13 protein-coding genes and 3 pseudogenes are annotated in these 19,056 nt (G+C 41.2%); 7 read left to right on the plus strand and 9 right to left on the minus strand.

The features are described 5' to 3' along the window. Positions 1–61 precede the first annotated feature (61 nt). The gene (locus ACGEDC_RS08040) at positions 62–1,057 is read left to right on the plus strand and encodes a helix-turn-helix domain-containing protein (protein ID WP_394497550.1); all 996 of its coding nucleotides are present in this window, start codon (positions 62–64) and stop codon (positions 1,055–1,057) included. A gap of 6 nt (positions 1,058–1,063) precedes the next feature. Here ACGEDC_RS08040 and ACGEDC_RS08045 read toward each other — a convergent pair whose 3' ends face one another. The 7 genes from ACGEDC_RS08045 to ACGEDC_RS08075 all read right to left on the minus strand — a co-directional run bounded on the left by ACGEDC_RS08045 (position 1,064) and on the right by ACGEDC_RS08075 (position 7,962). Further along, positions 1,064–2,107: an inorganic phosphate transporter gene (locus tag ACGEDC_RS08045; protein WP_080917260.1), complete on the minus strand. Its 1,044-nt coding sequence runs from the start codon at positions 2,105–2,107 to the stop codon at positions 1,064–1,066. Between the two features lie 9 nt (positions 2,108–2,116). After that, positions 2,117–2,785, minus strand: a complete 669-nt coding sequence (locus ACGEDC_RS08050; protein WP_055024112.1) for a DUF47 domain-containing protein — start codon at positions 2,783–2,785, stop codon at positions 2,117–2,119. A 107-nt stretch (positions 2,786–2,892) separates the two neighbouring features. Then, positions 2,893–3,717 (minus strand): hypothetical protein, encoded by an 825-nt coding sequence (locus ACGEDC_RS08055; protein WP_394497553.1) that lies wholly within the window; start codon positions 3,715–3,717, stop codon positions 2,893–2,895. Positions 3,718–3,734: 17 nt separating this feature from the next. Beyond that, entirely contained in the window at positions 3,735–5,081 is a 1,347-nt protein-coding gene (locus ACGEDC_RS08060) for an OprO/OprP family phosphate-selective porin (protein WP_394497555.1), read from the minus strand. A gap of 329 nt (positions 5,082–5,410) precedes the next feature. After that, the gene (locus tag ACGEDC_RS08065) at positions 5,411–6,778 is read right to left on the minus strand and encodes a hypothetical protein (RefSeq protein ID WP_394497557.1); all 1,368 of its coding nucleotides are present in this window, start codon (positions 6,776–6,778) and stop codon (positions 5,411–5,413) included. A gap of 10 nt (positions 6,779–6,788) precedes the next feature. Then, entirely contained in the window at positions 6,789–7,259 is a 471-nt protein-coding gene (locus tag ACGEDC_RS08070) for a CYTH domain-containing protein (RefSeq protein ID WP_055024108.1), read from the minus strand. Between the two features lie 67 nt (positions 7,260–7,326). Next, entirely contained in the window at positions 7,327–7,962 is a 636-nt protein-coding gene (locus ACGEDC_RS08075; RefSeq protein ID WP_065110473.1) for a hypothetical protein, read from the minus strand. Between the two features lie 319 nt (positions 7,963–8,281). On the opposite strand from ACGEDC_RS08075, the gene ACGEDC_RS08080 reads away from it, so the two are divergent. The 3 genes and pseudogenes from ACGEDC_RS08080 (at position 8,282) to gltS (ending at position 12,454) form a co-directional block, all read left to right on the plus strand. Further along, positions 8,282–9,883, plus strand: a complete 1,602-nt coding sequence (locus tag ACGEDC_RS08080; RefSeq protein ID WP_055024106.1) for an SLC13 family permease — start codon at positions 8,282–8,284, stop codon at positions 9,881–9,883. Positions 9,884–9,924: 41 nt separating this feature from the next. Continuing rightward, positions 9,925–10,940 (plus strand): annotated as a pseudogene (locus tag ACGEDC_RS21310) (helix-turn-helix domain-containing protein). A 284-nt stretch (positions 10,941–11,224) separates the two neighbouring features. After that, complete coding sequence (gene gltS, locus ACGEDC_RS08095) at positions 11,225–12,454, plus strand: sodium/glutamate symporter (protein WP_055024104.1); 1,230 nt, start codon at positions 11,225–11,227, stop codon at positions 12,452–12,454. Between the two features lie 146 nt (positions 12,455–12,600). Here the strand turns inward: gltS and ACGEDC_RS08100 are convergent, their stop codons facing one another. Then, on the minus strand, positions 12,601–13,404 hold the full coding sequence (locus ACGEDC_RS08100; protein ID WP_080917264.1) for a PhzF family phenazine biosynthesis protein: 804 nt from the start codon (positions 13,402–13,404) through the stop codon (positions 12,601–12,603). Positions 13,405–13,818: 414 nt separating this feature from the next. Here ACGEDC_RS08100 and ACGEDC_RS08105 point away from each other — a divergent pair, with 414 nt between their 5' ends. The 3 genes and pseudogenes from ACGEDC_RS08105 to ACGEDC_RS08115 all read left to right on the plus strand — a co-directional run bounded on the left by ACGEDC_RS08105 (position 13,819) and on the right by ACGEDC_RS08115 (position 17,597). After that, positions 13,819–14,589 carry an efflux RND transporter periplasmic adaptor subunit gene (locus ACGEDC_RS08105; protein ID WP_394497565.1) on the plus strand — a complete coding sequence of 257 codons (771 nt, stop codon included), beginning with the start codon at positions 13,819–13,821 and terminating at the stop codon, positions 14,587–14,589. Beyond that, positions 14,586–16,456 (plus strand): annotated as a pseudogene (locus ACGEDC_RS08110) (efflux RND transporter permease subunit). Before ACGEDC_RS08105 ends, ACGEDC_RS08110 begins: the two are co-directional and overlap by 4 nt. Continuing rightward, positions 16,423–17,597, plus strand: a pseudogene (locus tag ACGEDC_RS08115) (efflux RND transporter permease subunit). The pseudogenes ACGEDC_RS08110 and ACGEDC_RS08115 overlap by 34 nt, the downstream one beginning before the upstream one ends. A 116-nt stretch (positions 17,598–17,713) precedes the next feature. Here the strand turns inward: ACGEDC_RS08115 and ACGEDC_RS08120 are convergent. Then, a complete protein-coding gene (locus ACGEDC_RS08120) occupies positions 17,714–18,898 on the minus strand; it encodes an NAD(P)/FAD-dependent oxidoreductase (RefSeq protein ID WP_394497567.1) in 1,185 nt (394 codons plus the stop codon). Between the last annotated feature and the right edge of the window lie 158 nt (positions 18,899–19,056).

Raw genomic sequence — 19,056 nt, forward strand, 5'->3', positions numbered from 1 at the left:
TATGCGAAATCGCCAAGCTGTTATGCGTAATCGCCATTTACTATGAAAAGGCAACTTAGGTATGAATACACGCTTATCAAAGGTTGAGTTATCAAGAAAAATCAAAGATGCAGGCTATGAAGATGCTTTTATTGAAGCAAAAGATATTGCTTCAAAGGAGCTGATTACCGGTAAGGTGTATTTTAAAAAACTGCCCAGTGGTATTGATGTTCATTGCGTTAATATGACTGAACATACTGAGGGTTATAGCAACTCGCAGATTGATGCCTGCATTAGCATTAATGTATTACTGGCCGGTAAGGTTAGCTTTGCACTAGAACATCAGCGCTATGATATTCAAGCGCAAAGTTCGCCTGTGTTATTCATCAACATTATCAATTCACAGCAGATATTTACTCGGTTTTTTACTCAGCAACAGCAGGTCAAAAAAGTCAATTTAAGCATTACCAAACAATGGTTATTAACCCGCTGTGGCAGTATGGCTGACAGGCTGCATATTGAGAAAATATTTGCCTCGGCTCAGTCTGTTTTTCAGTGGCCATGCACTGAAAAACAACTAACATTAGCCGCTGAGCTGTATCAAAAAAGCCTCGATGAAACACTTAACTTCCAATGGGAATTAGAGCAACTGGCATTACAATTTTTTTGTGACAGTTTTACGCTACTAAGTGACAACCTCGATCGAGATGCGACTCCCCCAAAAGAGCCTGACATTAACAACTCCCCTTTACCAGTAAGTCAGTTTGATTTTGAGGCAAAAATTGAATCCTTACTATTTGAATCATTATCTCTCAAACAAATCGCTGACAAACTTGGCGCGAGTGTTAGTACCTTACAACGTTATTTTAAGTCGCATCATCAACTGACACTCAAAGAGTACATCCGCAATCAGATCCTTGAGCATGCCAGAAGACGCCTTATTTTTGACAATCAATCAGTGGGGGAAGTAGCATACCACTCAGGATACAACCATGTTTCTAACTTTTCTTCGGCATTTAAAAAGTACTTTTCGATGACGCCAATTGAAATGCAAAACCAATACAGAAACCTTGAGTAACTAGGCTTACACCACCACTTGCTTAAACAAGTTTTGCACGATAAACAAACCAATAAAGCACGCTACGGCCGATAATATTGGTGTGATAACCCAGCCCACTAATATCTTACCTAATACAGGCCATTGAATTGGCAATCGCTTTAAAAAAGCAATGCCTATCACGGCACCAATCACGGCTTGCGAGCTCGATACCGGCACCAATGGAATCGCTGGTAAGCCCATATTTACAAAGCCATTTGACAATGACTGCGACGAGAAAATAAATAGCACGATGGAATGCGCCATTACCACGACCCATGCGGTTACAGGTGTCATTGAAATCAAGTTACCACCCACAGTCATCATCACTTTTTTAGAGTAAGTAAATACCCCAATACTGATAGCAACAGCCCCTAAGAAAAACAACTGCATCGCGCCGGTAAACTCTATTCCAGCCAGCTCGATGGTATCGATAGGTGCACTTAATACAAACACCCCCATCACATTGGCAATGTTATTCGCTCCTAAACTGTAGGCACCAAAAGCGCCAGCTAAAATCAAACCGACTCGAGTCCATTGGTCAAGCTGGAATAACCCTGGACGCCACCAGTTAATTGCTTTGGTCACCGCCTTATACAACAAAACTGCCGTAATTGCCGCTAAGATTGGACACATCACCCATGTGCTTAAAATTTTAGTGAGCACTTCGGGATCAGTTGCCATGCCACTGAATAGGTTCCAGCCAATAATCGCCCCCACAATGGCTTGCCCTGTGGATACCGGTAAACCTGATTTTGTCATTAAGTACACGGTTGTCGCTGCAGATAATGCCACAGTAAAAGCACCACCAATAGCTGACACTTTACCCAACGCGCCTAACGTATGTGACGCACCAGCACCACTTATCACAGCGCCTAAAATGACCATCACCGAACAAATCATCGCGGCAGTAGAGAACTTCACCATCCTTGAGCCAACAGCGGTACCAAAGACATTCGCAGCATCATTTGCACCCAGTGACCAACCTAAAAACAAGCCACTTGATAGAAACACCCAAATCGCAATATCCATTTGCACTCCTTACTGAACGCGTTTTAACGTGAAAATGGCTACCCTGTCACTGATGTCTTCGGCTAAATTAGCCACTTGATCAATTCGGTCAAAGAAATAACGCAGCTGCACTTTGTTAATAAGTGGCAAGTCTGTATCAAATAAAATCGTTTTAGCTCGAGTACAGGCTTTATCTGCATCAGACTCAAACATGATCACTTTTTGATGATATTCCTGCACCCGCTGTAAATCGGTAAAAAAGCTTTTGGCGCACAATAAAGTGTGGTCAATGGTATTGCCTACAGCCTTAAGTAACACCATCAAATCAGCCTCAACCGCCTGAGGGATTAATGGTTTTTCAATTTGCAGGTGCAAACCTATAGTCTCTTGTCGATTGATTAAGCGGTCAGTTAAATCGATAAGTGACGCTACATCACCCCGTAAATCTGGAATAAGCGTCTTACGATATAAGGTTTGTTCAATTTCTCGCTTGAGCACATCGGCTTCATGTTCAATAGCTTGTAATTCAGCTAACGCATTGGAAAACTCATCACTATTAGCGCCATGGGTGAGATACATTTGCCACATATAAACAAACTTATGTTGCGCTAAGGTCACTTGATCTAGAAATAAAAAAACATTGGTTTCGGTAGACTGACTCTGAGAAAGAAGCGTAGAAATCCGAGAAAAGCCAAACATTGGCATCTCCTTGTAGTATTGATAATGGAAGGTAAAGCGAAAACATGACCGGGCACTACCAATGGGAGTGAGGGTGATAATACCCAGTCATGGGTGAGTGCGGGAAACTAGTTGAATCCTTTACTCATTTTAAAAGTGGAACTTGTTTTCGAACCACTATGACCATGCTCATAACCGACAGATTCAACTTGTTGGTATAAGTATTGGTACATTTTTTCTAATTGCTCTTTGTCTTTAACATGCCCTTTAAACGAGAACTCATTAAAGCTGATACGTGGCTTACGGTAGTATGGAGTCCATACTTGAAAGTCCACTTCTACATTATCAAAACGCTTATCTTTTACCGCCCCTTCCCAGCCATGGGTGCGCATGACCATTGTTTGAATAATCTCATCTTGATGAGCTTCATAGATGTCGCCAACGATGTCCCACAACACAGAATGGCGCTTTAACACCTTAAATACCGAGTCGATATCCACGTTTCTGACATCAATCTCTGCTGGAGAATATGGCACGTCATAACTCACACTGTATGCCGCTTTACCATCGGTATAGTCAATTTCCGCTTTACGGTAATTAGACAGTTCACCAAAACTTTCTGGGTCGGCTGCACGTAGTTTCACGGTAATTTTACTTTTGCGAGGCTTACTCACATCTTCACGCACACGGATATTAATATCCTTGGCTTTGAAGGCGCGATTTGGCGTATCTAAGTAAGTCACCAATTTGACTTTAAGGCGCTCTTCTAAATCGATAAAGTTAAATGCCTCTTTAAATTCATCGGTTTGCTTAGTCGCTGCATAAGGCATCGTTTTCGCTGTACCCGTATTCACGTGATATTCAAGTGAAGTAAACGCATCTGGCGATAATGCATAGGCACTAGAGCTTAAACACACATTCACCAAGCCAATTAAAAATAGATTATTTCGCATCAACATATCCCCTTAAATTAAAATGCAAATTGCAATCTGGCTTGGAAAATATTGCCATCTTGATCGTACATTTCGACACCGTTAATGTCGGTATATGGCTGCTTATAATCCGACTGACTGCGAACATAGTTAAACTGCGCTTTTAGGTTATTTTCTAAGTACCAGTTTACCCCCACGATGTAATCGGTTTTTTCTCCGCCATAGATACCGGCATCGGTATCATCGAAGTTAGCAACATCCACACGTGCGGCGACTTCCCAAGCACCATAGCCACCAGCAGAAATCGCATTTTCAGGTTTTACTGATTTAAAGGTGCCTTTCTTACTACCATAGTTCCATTGCTCGCCCGTTAAGGTATACACAGCTTGTAAGTAATAGGCATCAACGCTTACCGACTCATCGTCAACCTGATCCGCTTTTGACGTTACATATTCACCTTGGATCAGTAAATTACGGTGCTGATAAGCCAGCTCTAAGCCATAACTTTGCACTGATTCAGCATCAAACTTACCAGTATCAATAGTGCGGCTAACCGGTTTGCTGCTAGGTCTTGCACGGTAACGCATTTCTTCAGCTTCACTATTATTGTTGGTGTACATACCACTCACACCAATATGCAATAAATGATCACTGGTATTAATCGGCGCCATAGTAAAGCGGCCGTTGTAGACATCTTGTTTGAAGTTTAAATCATCATCATTGATGTTAGCGGTTGTACCTAAGCCCAGCATCAAGTTGTAATCATTACCTTTATACAACCATTGCACACCCACATTACGATCTGGTGAGAAGGTATCCGTGCTCGCACGCTCTAAAAAAGCAAGGTGAGCAGAACTGCCTGTCGCCTCTAAGCCGAAGCCAAATTTTTGAAAACCAATTTCAAGCTCTTGGTTCTCCCAGCCACGGTAACTCACGTTGGCATCTTTGACTTCTACTTCTGATTCTCCATCAAAATCAAACTCTAACGAGTACTTCCAAACATTTGAAAAGTAGCCTTCTACGCCAAAGCGGACTCGTCGGAAGTCGACCGTGTTTGCTCCGCCTTCAAATTCACGTTTACTGCCAGTGTAGAAATCATCAGAGTTCACATAGTCCAATTGAATACGACCAGAAAACTCCATGGTCGACTTGCCGTCTTTCGATATAAACTCTGGTGACGGGCTGCTGCTTGAGAACGTTAATCGGTCAGTTTGATTAGCGGCATCTTTTGCTTCAATTAATTCCATTTCTAGTGCATCTAAGCGTTCTTCTAGTTCTGTCACACGGTCGCTATCAGCTGCCATTGCAGCACCTGAAAAACAAAATAACGATATCGCGACAGCCTTAGCTACGCCCGAAACTGAAAACACATTTTCTTTGCTCATCTTTCTCTTCCTTAGATTTATTTTAAGACTAATGTGGAACAAAAATGTTTCTATCCTGTTAGGCATAGAGTAGATCTACAGCAGAAGAAAAAACATGATCAACATCAACTAATTACAACTTAATCTGACAATTATTAACTAATGAGATCTAGGTGCAACTTGTTCATTTTCGAGTGTTTTTTTATATTAGGCAGCCGAATCCCGCATTAGAATTGTCTTAATTCAAACGCAACGATTCCCGGTCTTTTAGGTTAAATTACCTGTATGGTTTTAGGCTTTATATGAGAAGCGATTTGAGCGCCGTACCAGCCGATAAAATCAGAAAGTAATTATTTAACCTGTTCTAATCTATGGATCCCTTTACGGCTGGTCGTGAGTTTATAGCGTTGATAAACGCTATCAGCATCGGTTTTAATTTCTACAATAACGTTTATGGGATACACACTGTGCACATTGTATTGTTTTATGTTGTTATCTGTTTCTTGCCAGTGACAACGAATGGTTCTTGGTAAAAAACGTAAACGCTTACTTAAATTAAGTGTCAGTTTGTCTCTAAACTTAAATAAAGGTTCTTCACCGTTTTTTAAATGTGATTGATATAAGCGTTTATATACCAACGCTTCTTGGGAGCTATGGCTATCTGCACGGTAGAAACGTTTACGAAGCTGATTAATTTTGGCAGGTAAGGCCTCAGCCTTTTGTCGATACAAGGTTTCTTTGGCATCAAAAACAAGTTGACCAGAGTCGGCTTGATGAAAACGATAATGATGCTGAGAGTATTTAGAAAAATACTTCTCCATAAAATAGTTACGCCCCAATTCCTTGATGCGGTCTTTAAAAATATATGACAACACCAATGAAAAGAAAAAAGGAGTCGAGAAATTGCCAAAAGCCCTTTGGGTTGCAAAAGCCACTCCCGTGGCAAACGCCATTGCTAATGCCGCAGCAAAACCAAAAATAAGTTGCTCTGCCACTTCGCCGTTTTTAAGTCGCTTACGAGATAATTGATAAGGTCTATGAATGACTCGTTTTGCAATATGTAAGCGGTTAAGTAACTTTTCTCTGCCAGCTTCTGATTTAGGCATTAACGTCAGATTACGCAGTTCAGCCTCTTCGGTTAACCGATGAATGTGAGTATTAAGCCAAGCTTTTTCTTCTTTAGATGCCTTATGTTTCGCTTCTAGTAAACACTGGTGATAGTGGTAGCTAATGACATGCAATGCCAATTTAAATAATTTACTTTGGGTAACACCCGCTTCATTGTCATGAACCTGCGAGAACTGCTCTATTCTGTCCCCCATAAACCGTAATCGCCGAGCACTGCCAATGGTAAGATCTTGCTCTGTCATTTGATGGGAAGGTAAAAAGTCTTTAGGTTGTAAATCGAGTAACCCGCAAACAAATTCAGATAAGGCCAACACATAACGACGTTGGTTGGCCTTAGCTGTAGCATAAGCAGTTTGCTTAATGATCAATAAATCACGATCAATAGTATTACAGCTGATGGGGTCAACTTTAATAAGCTGCTGTTGCTGTAGGAGATTATGATAAAAACTACTTTTATTCATGACGTCGCTATTGTCAGCCAACTTAGCAGGATAGAAGAAATACACCTGCAATTGCACTCGACTTAACTCAGGTGGAATTTCCAGTTGAATCGTTAAGTGGTACTCATCGGCTATCGATAGCGACAACATGACATTCACCCTACCATTGAGTGAAAGGTTGCTTCATTAGCATTGAGTTATAGTAACGCGCATCACCAGTGACTTCTTCTGCTAACCAACTTGGTTTATGAACGGTTTGCGCTTCATCTGTCAATTCAACCTCTGCGACAGTCAGCCCTTGGTTGCTGCCGTAGAACTCATCAACCTCGAAGATGTGTCCTTCGAAATCGACAAGATAACGAGTTTTGTCGATGACGCCTGGTTCACAGATTTTCAGTAGTTCTTGCGCCTCTTCAACAGTGATTTCTTTTTCCCATTCATAACGCGACGCACCTGACTCATTACCAATTCCCTTAATGGTTAAAAACCCTTTATCGCCTTTTACCCGAACTCGAACAGTACGTTGCGGCACACTACTTAAATAACCTTGAATAATGCGCACAGACTTAGCTGCTTGAGCTTTAAATTCGTCACTTGAGACTAAATATTTACGTTCAATTTCTTGTGCCATGATAGCTATTCCCTAAAAATGAATTTGTCGCTGTTACCACTTTTGCCTATTAAGTCGGCCAAGTGAATTAATTCGCTAATGGCAAGTTTTTCATGCCGATAACACGCTTAATAGCTTGAAGGTAGTTAATGTTTTCAACCCCTTCTAAACGCAAATCTTTTACTGTTGTTTGGATATCATCAAGCTCGGTAGACTCACTGTTTACACTGACTAAGCGCGCACCGTTCACTAATACATTGGCGACCTCACAAATGGTGTTATTGACCATGTAACCAAAACGTTCTTTGTGAATTTTTACTGCTTGAAGATCTGGGTGGGCATCGATGATATCGATAAACTCTTCAAAGCTATAGGTTTCTTTCGCTAATGCAGGTTGTTCTACCATAAATGCAGGAAAAATCTCTTCTACAAGCTGAGATTTAGCAATCGGGAATTCTGCTTTTAACTTAGGATCCCACTGCTCTAGACCATCTACCGTTTGCACATAACTTTTAACATCCATTTTGCCATCGCGAATTTTGGTGTTATTCAAATCATTGGTGCGAGACATAATGTAAATTTCATCACTTTCACGACGCCATACCTTTTCTGGAACCGGTACAGATAAACGCGCCATACGCTCTGCTGCTTCAGTAAAGTCCTGCCCAAACGTACGGAACTCAAAGCGTGGTTTCGAAATTTCACCAATTGTTAATTCAGACATACTGTTTCCTTTCATATCAAGTCGTTGTTATTGAGTACCCTTTTACAGTACTCCTGTGATTGACAAAAAAACAGATCTAGATCAACTTTTATTAAATTTAGTCTCAACCTAATCTTACACATACAAATAGGCAAACCACATTCAAATAAATATAAGCCATTAAAATCAATAAATTAAGATAAACACAAAGTTAACACAAACAAAAATAAAAATATTAATTAAAAACTAATTGATTATTTTATTGATCTTGATCCAGTTTTATCCTCACGTTAAGAGGTATGGTTAGCCCATAAGGATTTCAGCTAAAGGTCATAAGAAAATGAGCAAAGAAGTTACGGAACGGATAGACCCCCTAGACATGAATCAATATCGAATGGAAAGGTTGCCTGTCAGATCAAAATCAAACTTTGAGTTGTGGCTAGCACGAAGCGGTATATGGATTGCCTTGGTGGTTTTTGTTGCGATATTAACCGGTGCTCCTGCCTCATTTTTAACTCAATTTGATCCCGCTATGCTAAGTCATTCGGCAGCAGAACACTTTCATGAAGTGGGCTTAACGGAGTTTAGTTGGCACGGCCAAGCCATGTTAGCTATCTTTTGTGCGGCGGTGATTCTATGGATTACCGAGCCTATTCCTAACTACCTTACTTCGCTAATGGTCATAATCGCCTTAGTGTTAACTGGCGTTCTGCCCGAGCGTCAAGCATACGCTCAATTAGGCCACCCTATTATGTGGCTTAACATTCTCTCTTTCATCTTGGCATCTATGTTGGTGTCCTCAGGCGCAGCCAAGCGTTTCGCCTTATGGTTTATATGCCGCTTTGGCACAAGCGCTACACCCATTTTTTATAGTTTTATGGTGATCAACCTAGTGCTATCTGCATTCATTTCAGCCACCACAGCAAAAGCCGCCATCTTGATGCCCATTTTTATGGTAATCGCTGCGGTGTATGGTGCCAGAGGCGGTGACAATAAGAATAATTTTGGCCGTAACTTAGTGCTGCAAAACTTACTACAAATCAACTTATGTGCAGGTGCATTTGTTACTGGCTCAGGAGCAAACTTATTAGCAGCAAGTTTAATTGCTGGCGCGATAGGGGGAAGTTTTTTCTTTGCTGACTGGATGATTGTCGCATTACCCATTGTGGTTTGTATGATTGTTATTGGCTGGCTTCTAGCAACTAAAATATTCTTTCCGTTGGCACCAGAAGAACGCTTACCGCAAATTGAAGGCGGTATGGAGCGCTTAAAAGAAGAACTAGAAAAAATGGGGAAAGTCTCATTCCGTGAGATAAAATCGATCGTCATTTTCGTCACCATTTTGGTTTTTTGGGCAACGGATAAATATCATGGCGTGAGCGCAACAGCGATAGCATTTATTGGTGCCATCGTCGCCTTATGCCCACGTATTGGGGTGGTGAACTGGAACCAAGTCGATGTCCCTTGGCATTTACTCCTTTTCTCAGCAGGTGCTTACACCTTAGGCGCAGGTTTTAAACAAACTGACCTACCTAATCTGGCAGTAAATTTTAGCCTAGAATATTTTGGCATGGATGAATCAACCCCATTCAGTGTGTTTTACATTGCCCTCACTGGCGCCATGTTACTGAGCTCGCTAGTATTTCAGTCTAAAACGATGCGAACCATGCTGTTTGTGCCTATCGCAATTGGGATTGCACAGCGATTTGATTTCCCAATCATGAGCTTGGCATTGCCTGTCGCGTTATTGATTGAGCATGTATATGTGCTTCCCTTTAACAGTAAACCAGCCTTGTTGCTTTACTCAACAGATCAGTACAGTCTGAGCGATAGCTTTAAGTTTGGCTTTACGATGTTAATGATAGGCTGGGCCACCAGCATTCTAATGGGTGAAACCTGGTTTAGGTGGTTAGGTTATACCCCTAACGGCGTTTTTTGGTAAGATGTTTTTAGATGGTAAATACTTAATGATAATAAGCAGATATGAATTCAAATAAAAATGAAATTCGCAGTAAACTTGCTCTGCTTCAGCTAGCAACTGAACTTGGCAGTATCAGTAAAGCCTGCGATATTATGGGTTATAGCCGTGATAGCTATTACCGCTTTAAAAAACAATATGAAGAGGCTGGTGAGCGAGGGTTAAAAAACCTCTCTCGTAAAAAACCAGCCCTTAAAAATCGAGTCTCTCAAGAAGTTGAAGATCAAGTGATTGAGATTGCACTCGATTACCCTAATTACGGCCAAGCCAAAGCCGCTGAGCTGCTAACTGCTCGAGGGTGTACGATTTCAGCCAGTGGCGTTCGCACTATTTGGGTTAGGCATAATCTTGAAACCAAAAAAATCGCTTAGTTGCTTTAAACAGCCACCTACGACAACAAAACCAGCTTAGCTTCAAAAGCCAGCATGATATGGAGCAGCTCTACAAGCTTGAACAAAATGAAACGGCTTTAGACTGTAAATATCCTGGCGATGTCTGTGTACAAGATACGTTTAGTATCGGAGTTGTTGAGCCTATCGGTCAGCTATTTCAGCACACCTTTATCGATGCCTACAGCCAATATGCCATTGCAATTGTGACTGATAATAAAGAGTCTGCGACTGCGGCTGAATTTTTATCAACCACGGTTATGCCTTGGTATCAAGAACACAAGATCCCCATCAATAGTCTACTGACCGATAGAGGGGCGGAGTTTTCAGGCAAACAGTCGGCGGCGCCGTTTAAGCAGCTGCTTGAACAAACCGAGATAAACCATATTCAAATGCGTGCATACAACGGACCTGTAGTTAATGGTTTAGCGGCACGTTTTCAACAGCTCGCTTACGATGAATTTTATGCGCCTTTTTTAAAAAATCATCGCATTACCGATATCGAAGAGCTCAATACCCAACTGCAAAAATGGCTCAACCGCTATAACCATCAATATGCGATTGCAGGTCGTTATACCTTAGGTAAAACAGCTGTTGAAGTCTTAGCTCTCAGTAAGCATTTGCTAACGTAAACAACAGCCTCATTGGTTGTCATTGATATACAAACCTTTGAGGTGTCACCCTTTTGAGCTTCACCCTTACAAAGCTTCATTTTATTGAAACCTTGTAAGGGTGAAGCTTTTTTATTGATTAATAATCAATCGTGGTATCAATTGATTACCAAGGTATGTAAAAATATTGTTTCACCTTACTGGCTGTAATTCAGGATTGAGCAACTGAGCCAGAATTACATTGAGTATTGGTGCTGTTATACGTTAGCCACTGACACACCACACATAAATCACAAGGAAGTTATATGGACTTTTCTGACGGCATTTTACAGCTGAATTCATTTTTTACCGTCACTATCGGTATTATCGTGCTGTTTGTTGGCAGACGCTTAAATCAGGTCGTAGGTTTTTTAAAAGAGTTTAGTATTCCGGAGCCTGTTTCTGGCGGTATTGTTTTCTCGATAATGTTTACCCTCATTTACGCCATCGCCAGTGTTGAGGTGACTTTTGATTTAATGGCTCGAGATATTCTCTTGGTGTACTTTTTTACCACGATTGGGATTAATGCAAGCTTAGGGGATTTAAAGAAAGGTGGAAAACCCTTAGCCATTTTACTGGTAGTGACCATTGGCTACATGATTTTGCAAAACTTAACAGGTATTGGCGTTGCCACATTGTTTAACCAAGAACCAGTTGTCGGCTTATTAGGAGGCAGTGTCTCGTTAATTGGTGGTCACGGCACAGCTATCGCCTGGGCGCCCAAAATTCAAGAACAGTTCGGCCTAACCAGCGCAATGGAAATCGGTATCGCTAGTGCAACATTCGGCCTGATATTAGCCAGTTTAATGGGTGGTCCGATTGCTAAATACCTAATTAATAAGCACCAATTAAAACCTTCGGTTGATTTAGATGCATCAAACACGCAAGGTAAAGAAACCGAAACACCAGTCAAAATGACATCTTTTGATTTTTTAGACGCCCTGCTTGCTATTCATATTTGTGTCATCCTCGGCTTTATTCTTAACGAAGTTGTCAGTAATTTTGGCTTAGATTTACCTTTATTTGTTACCTGCTTATTTGCAGGTATTGTGGTCACCAACTTAACCCCAAAAAGTTACCCAAGACTGACAGGTACAGCTTGGCCTACACGTACTGCGGCTGTCGATTTAATCGCAGATATGGCACTAGGTACCTTCTTAGCTATGTCATTAATGAGTATGCAATTGTGGACGCTTGTTGATTTAGCAGGCCCTATCTTCGCCATTCTAGGTATGCAGTTTATTGTCGCTATTTTAGTGAATCTATTTGTCGTATTTCCTGCAATGGGTAAAAACTACGACGCTGCCGTTATTTGTTCTGGCTTTGGCGGTATTTCGTTAGGTTCTACTCCTACCGCGATGGCAAACATGTCTGCCGTATCTATGCGTTACGGTTATTCAGCTCAAGCCTTTATTATTGTGCCACTGGTTTGTGCATTCTTTATCGATCTCGCTAATGCGTTAATCATTCCTTACTTTATCGGCTTGATGCAATAATGCTATATAATCAAAAAAGGCCATCTTTTGATGGCCTTTTTAATATCAATTCAATCAACTGATGTAGAGCCCACACCTTACTGCCACCAGCATTGGCCTCATATAATTACGGCGACACTCAATTTCAATTCATCGCCAAGCTCATACTAAACATAAATGGTACCTAACAGGTATAACACCCCGTAACCTGATACCAATACTCGCTGACCTTCAAGCTGACAATAAAGCACTCCTCCTCGTGCAGAGGCTTGTCTTGCAACTAAGGTTTGCTTCTCTAAAATAGCGCCCCAATATGGAACTAAACCAGCGTGAATAGACCCTGTGACAGGATCTTCATCACCGCCGTTTGCAGGCCAAAAGTAACGAGAAACAAAGTCATACTCGGACTCAGCAACATCGACTTGTGCTGTTACCACAACATCTAAGGGCGCAAGCGTTTTTAGAATGTCAGATTGATATTGCAGCCGCTCTACCTCATCAACTGATGACATGATCGCAAAATAAGCCTGTCCGCTTTTTAACACAGCTCGTGGCGTAATAGACAAACCAGCAATTAATGCTTCAGGGACTTTATTAAGCGGTGCGGGCGCCCTGTTAGGAAAGCTCATTTGAATTCGACCATCAGCCAATTGCGTCACGGATAAACTGCCAGCGTGGGTCGTCATAAACTGTAGCTCGCCTTCACAGCCTAAATGGTCAAATAAAACAAAGGAGGCAGCCAAAGTAGCATGACCGCAGAAGTCTATTTCTGTTAATGGAGAAAACCAGCGGATCTCATAGCGATTGTGAGAAAAGAATTTAATAAAAGCCGTTTCTGATAAGTTATTTTCTGCAGCAATATGTTGCATTAACCCATCATCAAGCCAATCGGTTAAAGGGACGACCGCGGCTGAATTACCTTTAAATTGTTTGTCAGTGAAAGCATCTACTACATATATTTCTAATTCCATGACCACGCTCCAAATCCTTTTGTGGCTGCAGTAACTTAATTCAGACGACAGCCAGTATCTTTGTCAATTCCAATGCATAAAGCGTACATATCAGCTAACCAGCTCATAGACCATAAAGATTAATAGCGAGTTAACCGACTATTCATTAAAACCAATTTTCGAGATGATAGCTACGACTAAACACTCTTCATACCAGTCATTGACACAGGTTCGATTGAGTAATCACGATCAATTTCAATCACTTTTCTTCCACATCACCCATGTTATTTTTTAATCATTAATATTAAAACCAATCCATATTGAGCGATTAGCAAAGCTTGACTAATCACTTAACGATTCAATTTTATTCATGACACTTAGCTGTATTAACGCACTTGAGTCCATCAAATGTCGATATTAAAAACCAAGGAAATAATGATGAATCAAACGATAGTATTTTTACTGCTATACCTGTTTTCTTCACATTCTTTAGCCAATAACTATCTTGTTGGCAAACTGATTCCAGAAAAGAGTGTCATCATTCGCAGTGAGGTCAGTGGCGTAGTTGATTCATTTCAAGTTGATAGTGGTGATTCAGTCTCATTTAATTCGTCTTTGCTCTCTATCTCTAAAGCTGATTACTCCCTAAACCTAGATTTAGCAAAATATAATATCGATGTTAAATATGCAGAGCTTGAGACCCAAGAAAAGCAACTTAAACGTTACCAATCCTTGTTATCAAGTAAAGGTATTTCGGAAGGTACTTTTGAAAACCAACTTCGCCTTGCCAATATTAGCCGCGCTGAACATAACATCAGTAAAACGGAACATGAAATAGCAAAACGTACTTTAGCTAAGGCGACTCCCCGTGCACCATTTGACGGGGTTGTGACATTGCGCTCAATTGAAGTTGGTCAGTTTATTTCTATTGGCGATTCACTCTACGCTATTGCTGATTTAGGAACACTTAAAGTACGCTTTTATCTACTAGAAAGTGATTTTGACCAATTTAAAAAAGGGGACAAAGTTAAAGTCACCATTCCATCAATAGCGCAGAAAATTACTGGACAAGTGTCATTATTTTCGCCAGTGATGCAAGAGAATGACCCTGGATTTATGGTTGAAGTCTCTTTAGACAATACCAACAATCAGCTTCATTCAGGTATGGAGGTGTACGTGCATTTTAATGGGGGAGAGCCTCAATGAATGTATTACTCTCGTTACTGTTAACACGTAAATTTGCCGCAAAAATACTCACAGTATTAATCATTAGCATAGGAGCATGGACGGCATACCACCTTCCTTTAGCTGAGAAACCACGTTTTGATATGGGTAAAGGAAATATCATCACGACTTATCCAGGTGCCACCGCATCAGACATTGAAAGCAACATTACCAGTAAATTAGAAAAAGAATTGCTATCCATTTCTGGCTTAAAGGTATTCACCTCTAAATCAGAAAGTGGCATCTCTAATATTAGCTTTGAACTCAGAAGTGATGTCTCCAAGCCAGATGTCGTATACCAAGATATACGTGATGCAATTTCAAGAGTCTCTGACTTGCCAGCAGGCATCACTGAGGCACCGACTTTAACCATCAAAAAATCATATAGCCTTGATTTTATGGTCATCGGTATTGCAGGTAATGTGCCCTATTCCGTGCTACGTGAGAAAGCTAAAAAGCTCGAGTTAGCATTAAGAAGGCTTGAAGGTATAGGCGAAGTCCACCCTATCGACTTACGTAATCCCGAATTTATCATTCAACTAGAACCCATCTCATTAAAGCGTTACGGACTAACAATTGATGACGTCGCTAGCATCATTTCACAGCGCAATGCATTAATCAGTGGTGGTCGGTTAGAAGAGTTAAGCAATAATCCTGAACTGGTCACTACAGCAGAATTAAACAATCTACAGGCACTACAAGAGACGTTCGTTTCTTTTAACCCTAATTTGCAGCTTAAAGATCTTGCTAGTGAAATTATTGATAGTTATGAAAAAGGCTCTGCCTACGGCACAAATAACGGCAATCAAAGTATTCTTTTTGATTTACGCACCAACGAAACCGCAGATGTTGTCGCAACCTCTAAACGAGTCAAAGCACTACTCGCCCAAGAGCAACACACCCTAGGAAAAGAGTATACCTTGGCCATTGGCTCTGACCTTTCCGCTGATATACAAGAAAAAGCCAATATCGTACAAAGTAATGGATTAATTGGCTTGGCATTAGTTTTAGCTGTATTAGCGATATTCTTAAATAAACGCATTGCATTGTGGGTTGCCATCTCTATCCCTGTTTGCATTTTCGGCGCTCTGACCGTTTTAGCCTCTTTGGGGCAAATTTTGGATGTGTTCACCCTTTCAGCATTAATTCTAATTATCGGGATCATTGTTGATGATGCGGTAGTGGTGAGCGATAAAATCGTATCATTAGTCGAACAAGGTCATGACATCAACACCGCTGTCGTTGAGGGGGTTAAAAGTGTTTTTCCTGCTGTTCTCACCAGTATTTTATCAACCATGATTGCCTTTATTCCGTTACTTTTTTCCCTGGTAACAGCGGTAAACTGATGTATGTCATTCCTCTCACCGTTGTCATCGCACTGATTTTTTCGTTTATTGATGCTTTATTGTTTATTCCTGCTCATTTGAAAGGCGTGTTAAAAAACGATGCAAGGTTACCCCAAAAGCCAGCGGGTAACTTTAAAACAATGAACACCTTGATTCGCGACACAATTACACACTACAAATTGATTTTACCTATTTCGTTAATTGCCATCACAGCAATGACAACTCTGTCGGTTAAAAATATCAGTTACTTATTTTTTCCTACCGTTGGCGCTTACCTCATTGAGGTAAGCGCTGAAGCAAACCCCAAATTATCACTCGATGAAGTATGGCAACAAACACAACAGCTAGAAGCCATATTCGAGTCAACCCCTGAAGTGAGTTATTGGTACGGTGAAGTCAGCTCGCCAACAAGTACGTGGGTAATATCTCTCACCCCTCTAATAAAAGAACTCGTATTGCAGAAGACATTGTGGCCGCATGGGAAGAACAGCTGCTTGATATAGAGAACTTGAATCAGGTTGAATTCGATATTGATGGCGGTGGTCCACCTGTAGGTAGGCCAATTGATTTAAGGATTGTCGGGGGAAGTGACAATGGGCGAGAACAATTAGCCAATAATGTCACTGAATTTCTGAGCGCTATTGAAGGGACGGCTCGTGTTAAACGAGATATCAATGAACCCACTCCACAAGTCGAAGCCGTTTTACAGCACCGCTGGCTAAACTATTATGGAATCACAGCAACTCAAGTGGGTGAAATCATTAAGTATGCGATTGAAGGGCAGCGTGTCACCCGCATTTTTAACGGCAAAGAAGAAGTGTATTTTCGAGTTACTCTTGAAGATAATGATAAATCCTTGCAAGAACTCGACGAGATAACGCTTCGGGCCAGTAATGGCCGATTGGTTCCTTTAAAAGAACTTGTTCGCTGGAAGTTTAATAACACCGTTGCCAAAATCACCCATTTTAATGGTGAGCGTGTTGTCAGGGTATCCTCAAGTGTTGATGCAACAATCACAGACCCGATTGCTGTATATGAACAAGTGCAAACCGAGTTTTCCACCAAAGACTTCGATGGTGCACGCATTGTCCCAATGGGGCAAATTCTAGAAACTCAAGAAGCACAAACAGGATTCAGTATTGCCATCATCATCGCTTTAGTTGGTATAGCGATTATCCTTTTGTTGCTATTCGACAATATTATAGAGTCGCTAATTGTGCTTACTGTGATCCCTTTTGGTATTGGTGGTGCTCTGTTTATTCTGTTGCTGCACAATCAAGTACTGAGTTTTTTTCGATCATCGGCATGATTGCGCTTCTTGGTATTATGGTGAATAACAGCTTAGTGCTCATTTGGCATCTAAAAAACACCCTGAAGGACAAAGGCAAGCTGAGTGATGTGGAGTTTGTCATAAAAGGAACCCAAAGCCGCATAAGAGCCATCAGTTTAACGACAATGACCACCGTTGCAGGCCTGATACCTCTAGCATATGGCTTCGGCGGTTATGATAATTACATGTCACCAATGGCATTGATCGTTGGGTGGGGATGCATTATTTCACTCATCGTCACCTTAACAATCATACCTTCAATTTATTTATGGATAATGAAACTGAATCTTGTTCCACAGCCTTCGACCAATTAATAGAGGCTATGAGGTTATGGGCGTATGTCCATAACCTCAATACAAAGATAACGCAGGAGTTGAGCTTGAAAAGCTGTAACTAACGATGCGCTTCATTTTGTGGATTCCAATAAAGACTAAACAGCCATTCCAGCTGCAACACCAGATGACCAAGCCCATTGAAAGTTGAACCCTCCGAGCCAGCCACTGACATCCATGACTTCACCGATAAAATACAAACCAGCAACCGATTTCGCTTCCATGGTTTTCGATGACAATTCATTCGTATCAACGCCACCTAACGTCACTTCTGCAGTGCGATAACCTTCTGTGCCATTCATCACAATTGACAACTCATTTAAGTCTTTAGCTATTTGATCTCGCTCGCCATGACCTAATTGATTTAGGGCTTTATCAAGTTGTGCAGCATCAAATAACGCCTCAACCAAACGCTTTGGTAACCATTGGCTAATAGTATTGCGTAAGCTTTGCTTAGGGCTATTAGCTAAAGCAATTTCAAGCTTTTCAGCCGCGCTTTCATTAGGCAATAAATCAATACTAATAGCTTGACCCGCTTGCCAATAATTTGAAATTTGTAAAATAGCTGGCCCTGATAAACCACGGTGGGTAAACAACAACGCTTCACTAAACTGCGTGCCGTCTTCTGCTGTAATCGTTGACGGTACTGCAATACCTGATAGCGGCTCAAAACGTGCCTTTTGATCACTATGCCATGTAAAAGGTACTAAACCCGCTTGCGTTGGCAGCACCGATAATCCAAATTGTTCAGCAAGCTTATAGCCATATGGCGACGCACCAAGTTTCGGCATAGATAACCCACCTGTTGCGATAACCAGTGAGTCACAGCTAAAGTCACCATTTGACGTCAGCACTTCAAATTGGCCTTGAGCATTCTTGCTCACTTTGGTCATTTCTGTACGTAATTGCACTTTGGCGCCAGCCCATTCACATTCCGTCATGAGCATATTGACGATGTCTTTCGCTGAGTCATTACAAAACAGTTGACCATGATCTCGCTCGTGATAATCAATACCATGACGTTCCACAAGTTCGATAAAATCTGAAGAACGATACCTTGCCAGTGCAGACTTTACAAAGTGGCTGTTACCACAGATAAAATTGTGCGGTTCAACTTTTTGATTGGTAAAGTTACAACGCCCACCACCACTAATCAGAATTTTTTTACCCGCTTGTTTGGCATTATCCAATACCAGTACGTCACGACCTCGATAGCCTGCAGTTGCCGCACACATTAAGCCCGCAGCTCCTGCACCAATAATAATTACGTCATGATGTATCACTTGTTTACTCTCTCACTTTGGGTGGTGCTAATAAGGCATTGGCCAACAAGCCGGGTTAACTATCTGCCGAAAATAAAGCGCTATTCATAACAGACTACTTTATCATCAGACACAAAAAAGGGCGCTATATTAGCACCCTTTCAGTCGTATTCACACTC

The organism is Shewanella sp. ENK2 (assembly GCF_043568515.1).
Lineage (GTDB): Bacteria > Pseudomonadota > Gammaproteobacteria > Enterobacterales > Shewanellaceae > Shewanella > Shewanella japonica.

Coding starts and splice junctions, on each gene's coding strand:
- ACGEDC_RS08055 (WP_394497553.1), bottom strand. CDS start 3,717: ATGCGAAATAATCTATTTTTAATTGGCTTGGTGAATGTGTGTTTAAGC.
- ACGEDC_RS08105 (WP_394497565.1), top strand. CDS start 13,819: ATGATGAATCAAACGATAGTATTTTTACTGCTATACCTGTTTTCTTCA.
- ACGEDC_RS08080 (WP_055024106.1), top strand. CDS start 8,282: ATGAGCAAAGAAGTTACGGAACGGATAGACCCCCTAGACATGAATCAA.
- gltS (WP_055024104.1), top strand. CDS start 11,225: ATGGACTTTTCTGACGGCATTTTACAGCTGAATTCATTTTTTACCGTC.
- ACGEDC_RS08040 (WP_394497550.1), top strand. CDS start 62: ATGAATACACGCTTATCAAAGGTTGAGTTATCAAGAAAAATCAAAGAT.
- ACGEDC_RS08075 (WP_065110473.1), bottom strand. CDS start 7,962: ATGTCTGAATTAACAATTGGTGAAATTTCGAAACCACGCTTTGAGTTC.
- ACGEDC_RS08050 (WP_055024112.1), bottom strand. CDS start 2,785: ATGTTTGGCTTTTCTCGGATTTCTACGCTTCTTTCTCAGAGTCAGTCT.
- ACGEDC_RS08045 (WP_080917260.1), bottom strand. CDS start 2,107: ATGGATATTGCGATTTGGGTGTTTCTATCAAGTGGCTTGTTTTTAGGT.
- ACGEDC_RS08100 (WP_080917264.1), bottom strand. CDS start 13,404: ATGGAATTAGAAATATATGTAGTAGATGCTTTCACTGACAAACAATTT.
- ACGEDC_RS08065 (WP_394497557.1), bottom strand. CDS start 6,778: ATGTTGTCGCTATCGATAGCCGATGAGTACCACTTAACGATTCAACTG.
- ACGEDC_RS08060 (WP_394497555.1), bottom strand. CDS start 5,081: ATGAGCAAAGAAAATGTGTTTTCAGTTTCGGGCGTAGCTAAGGCTGTC.
- ACGEDC_RS08070 (WP_055024108.1), bottom strand. CDS start 7,259: ATGGCACAAGAAATTGAACGTAAATATTTAGTCTCAAGTGACGAATTT.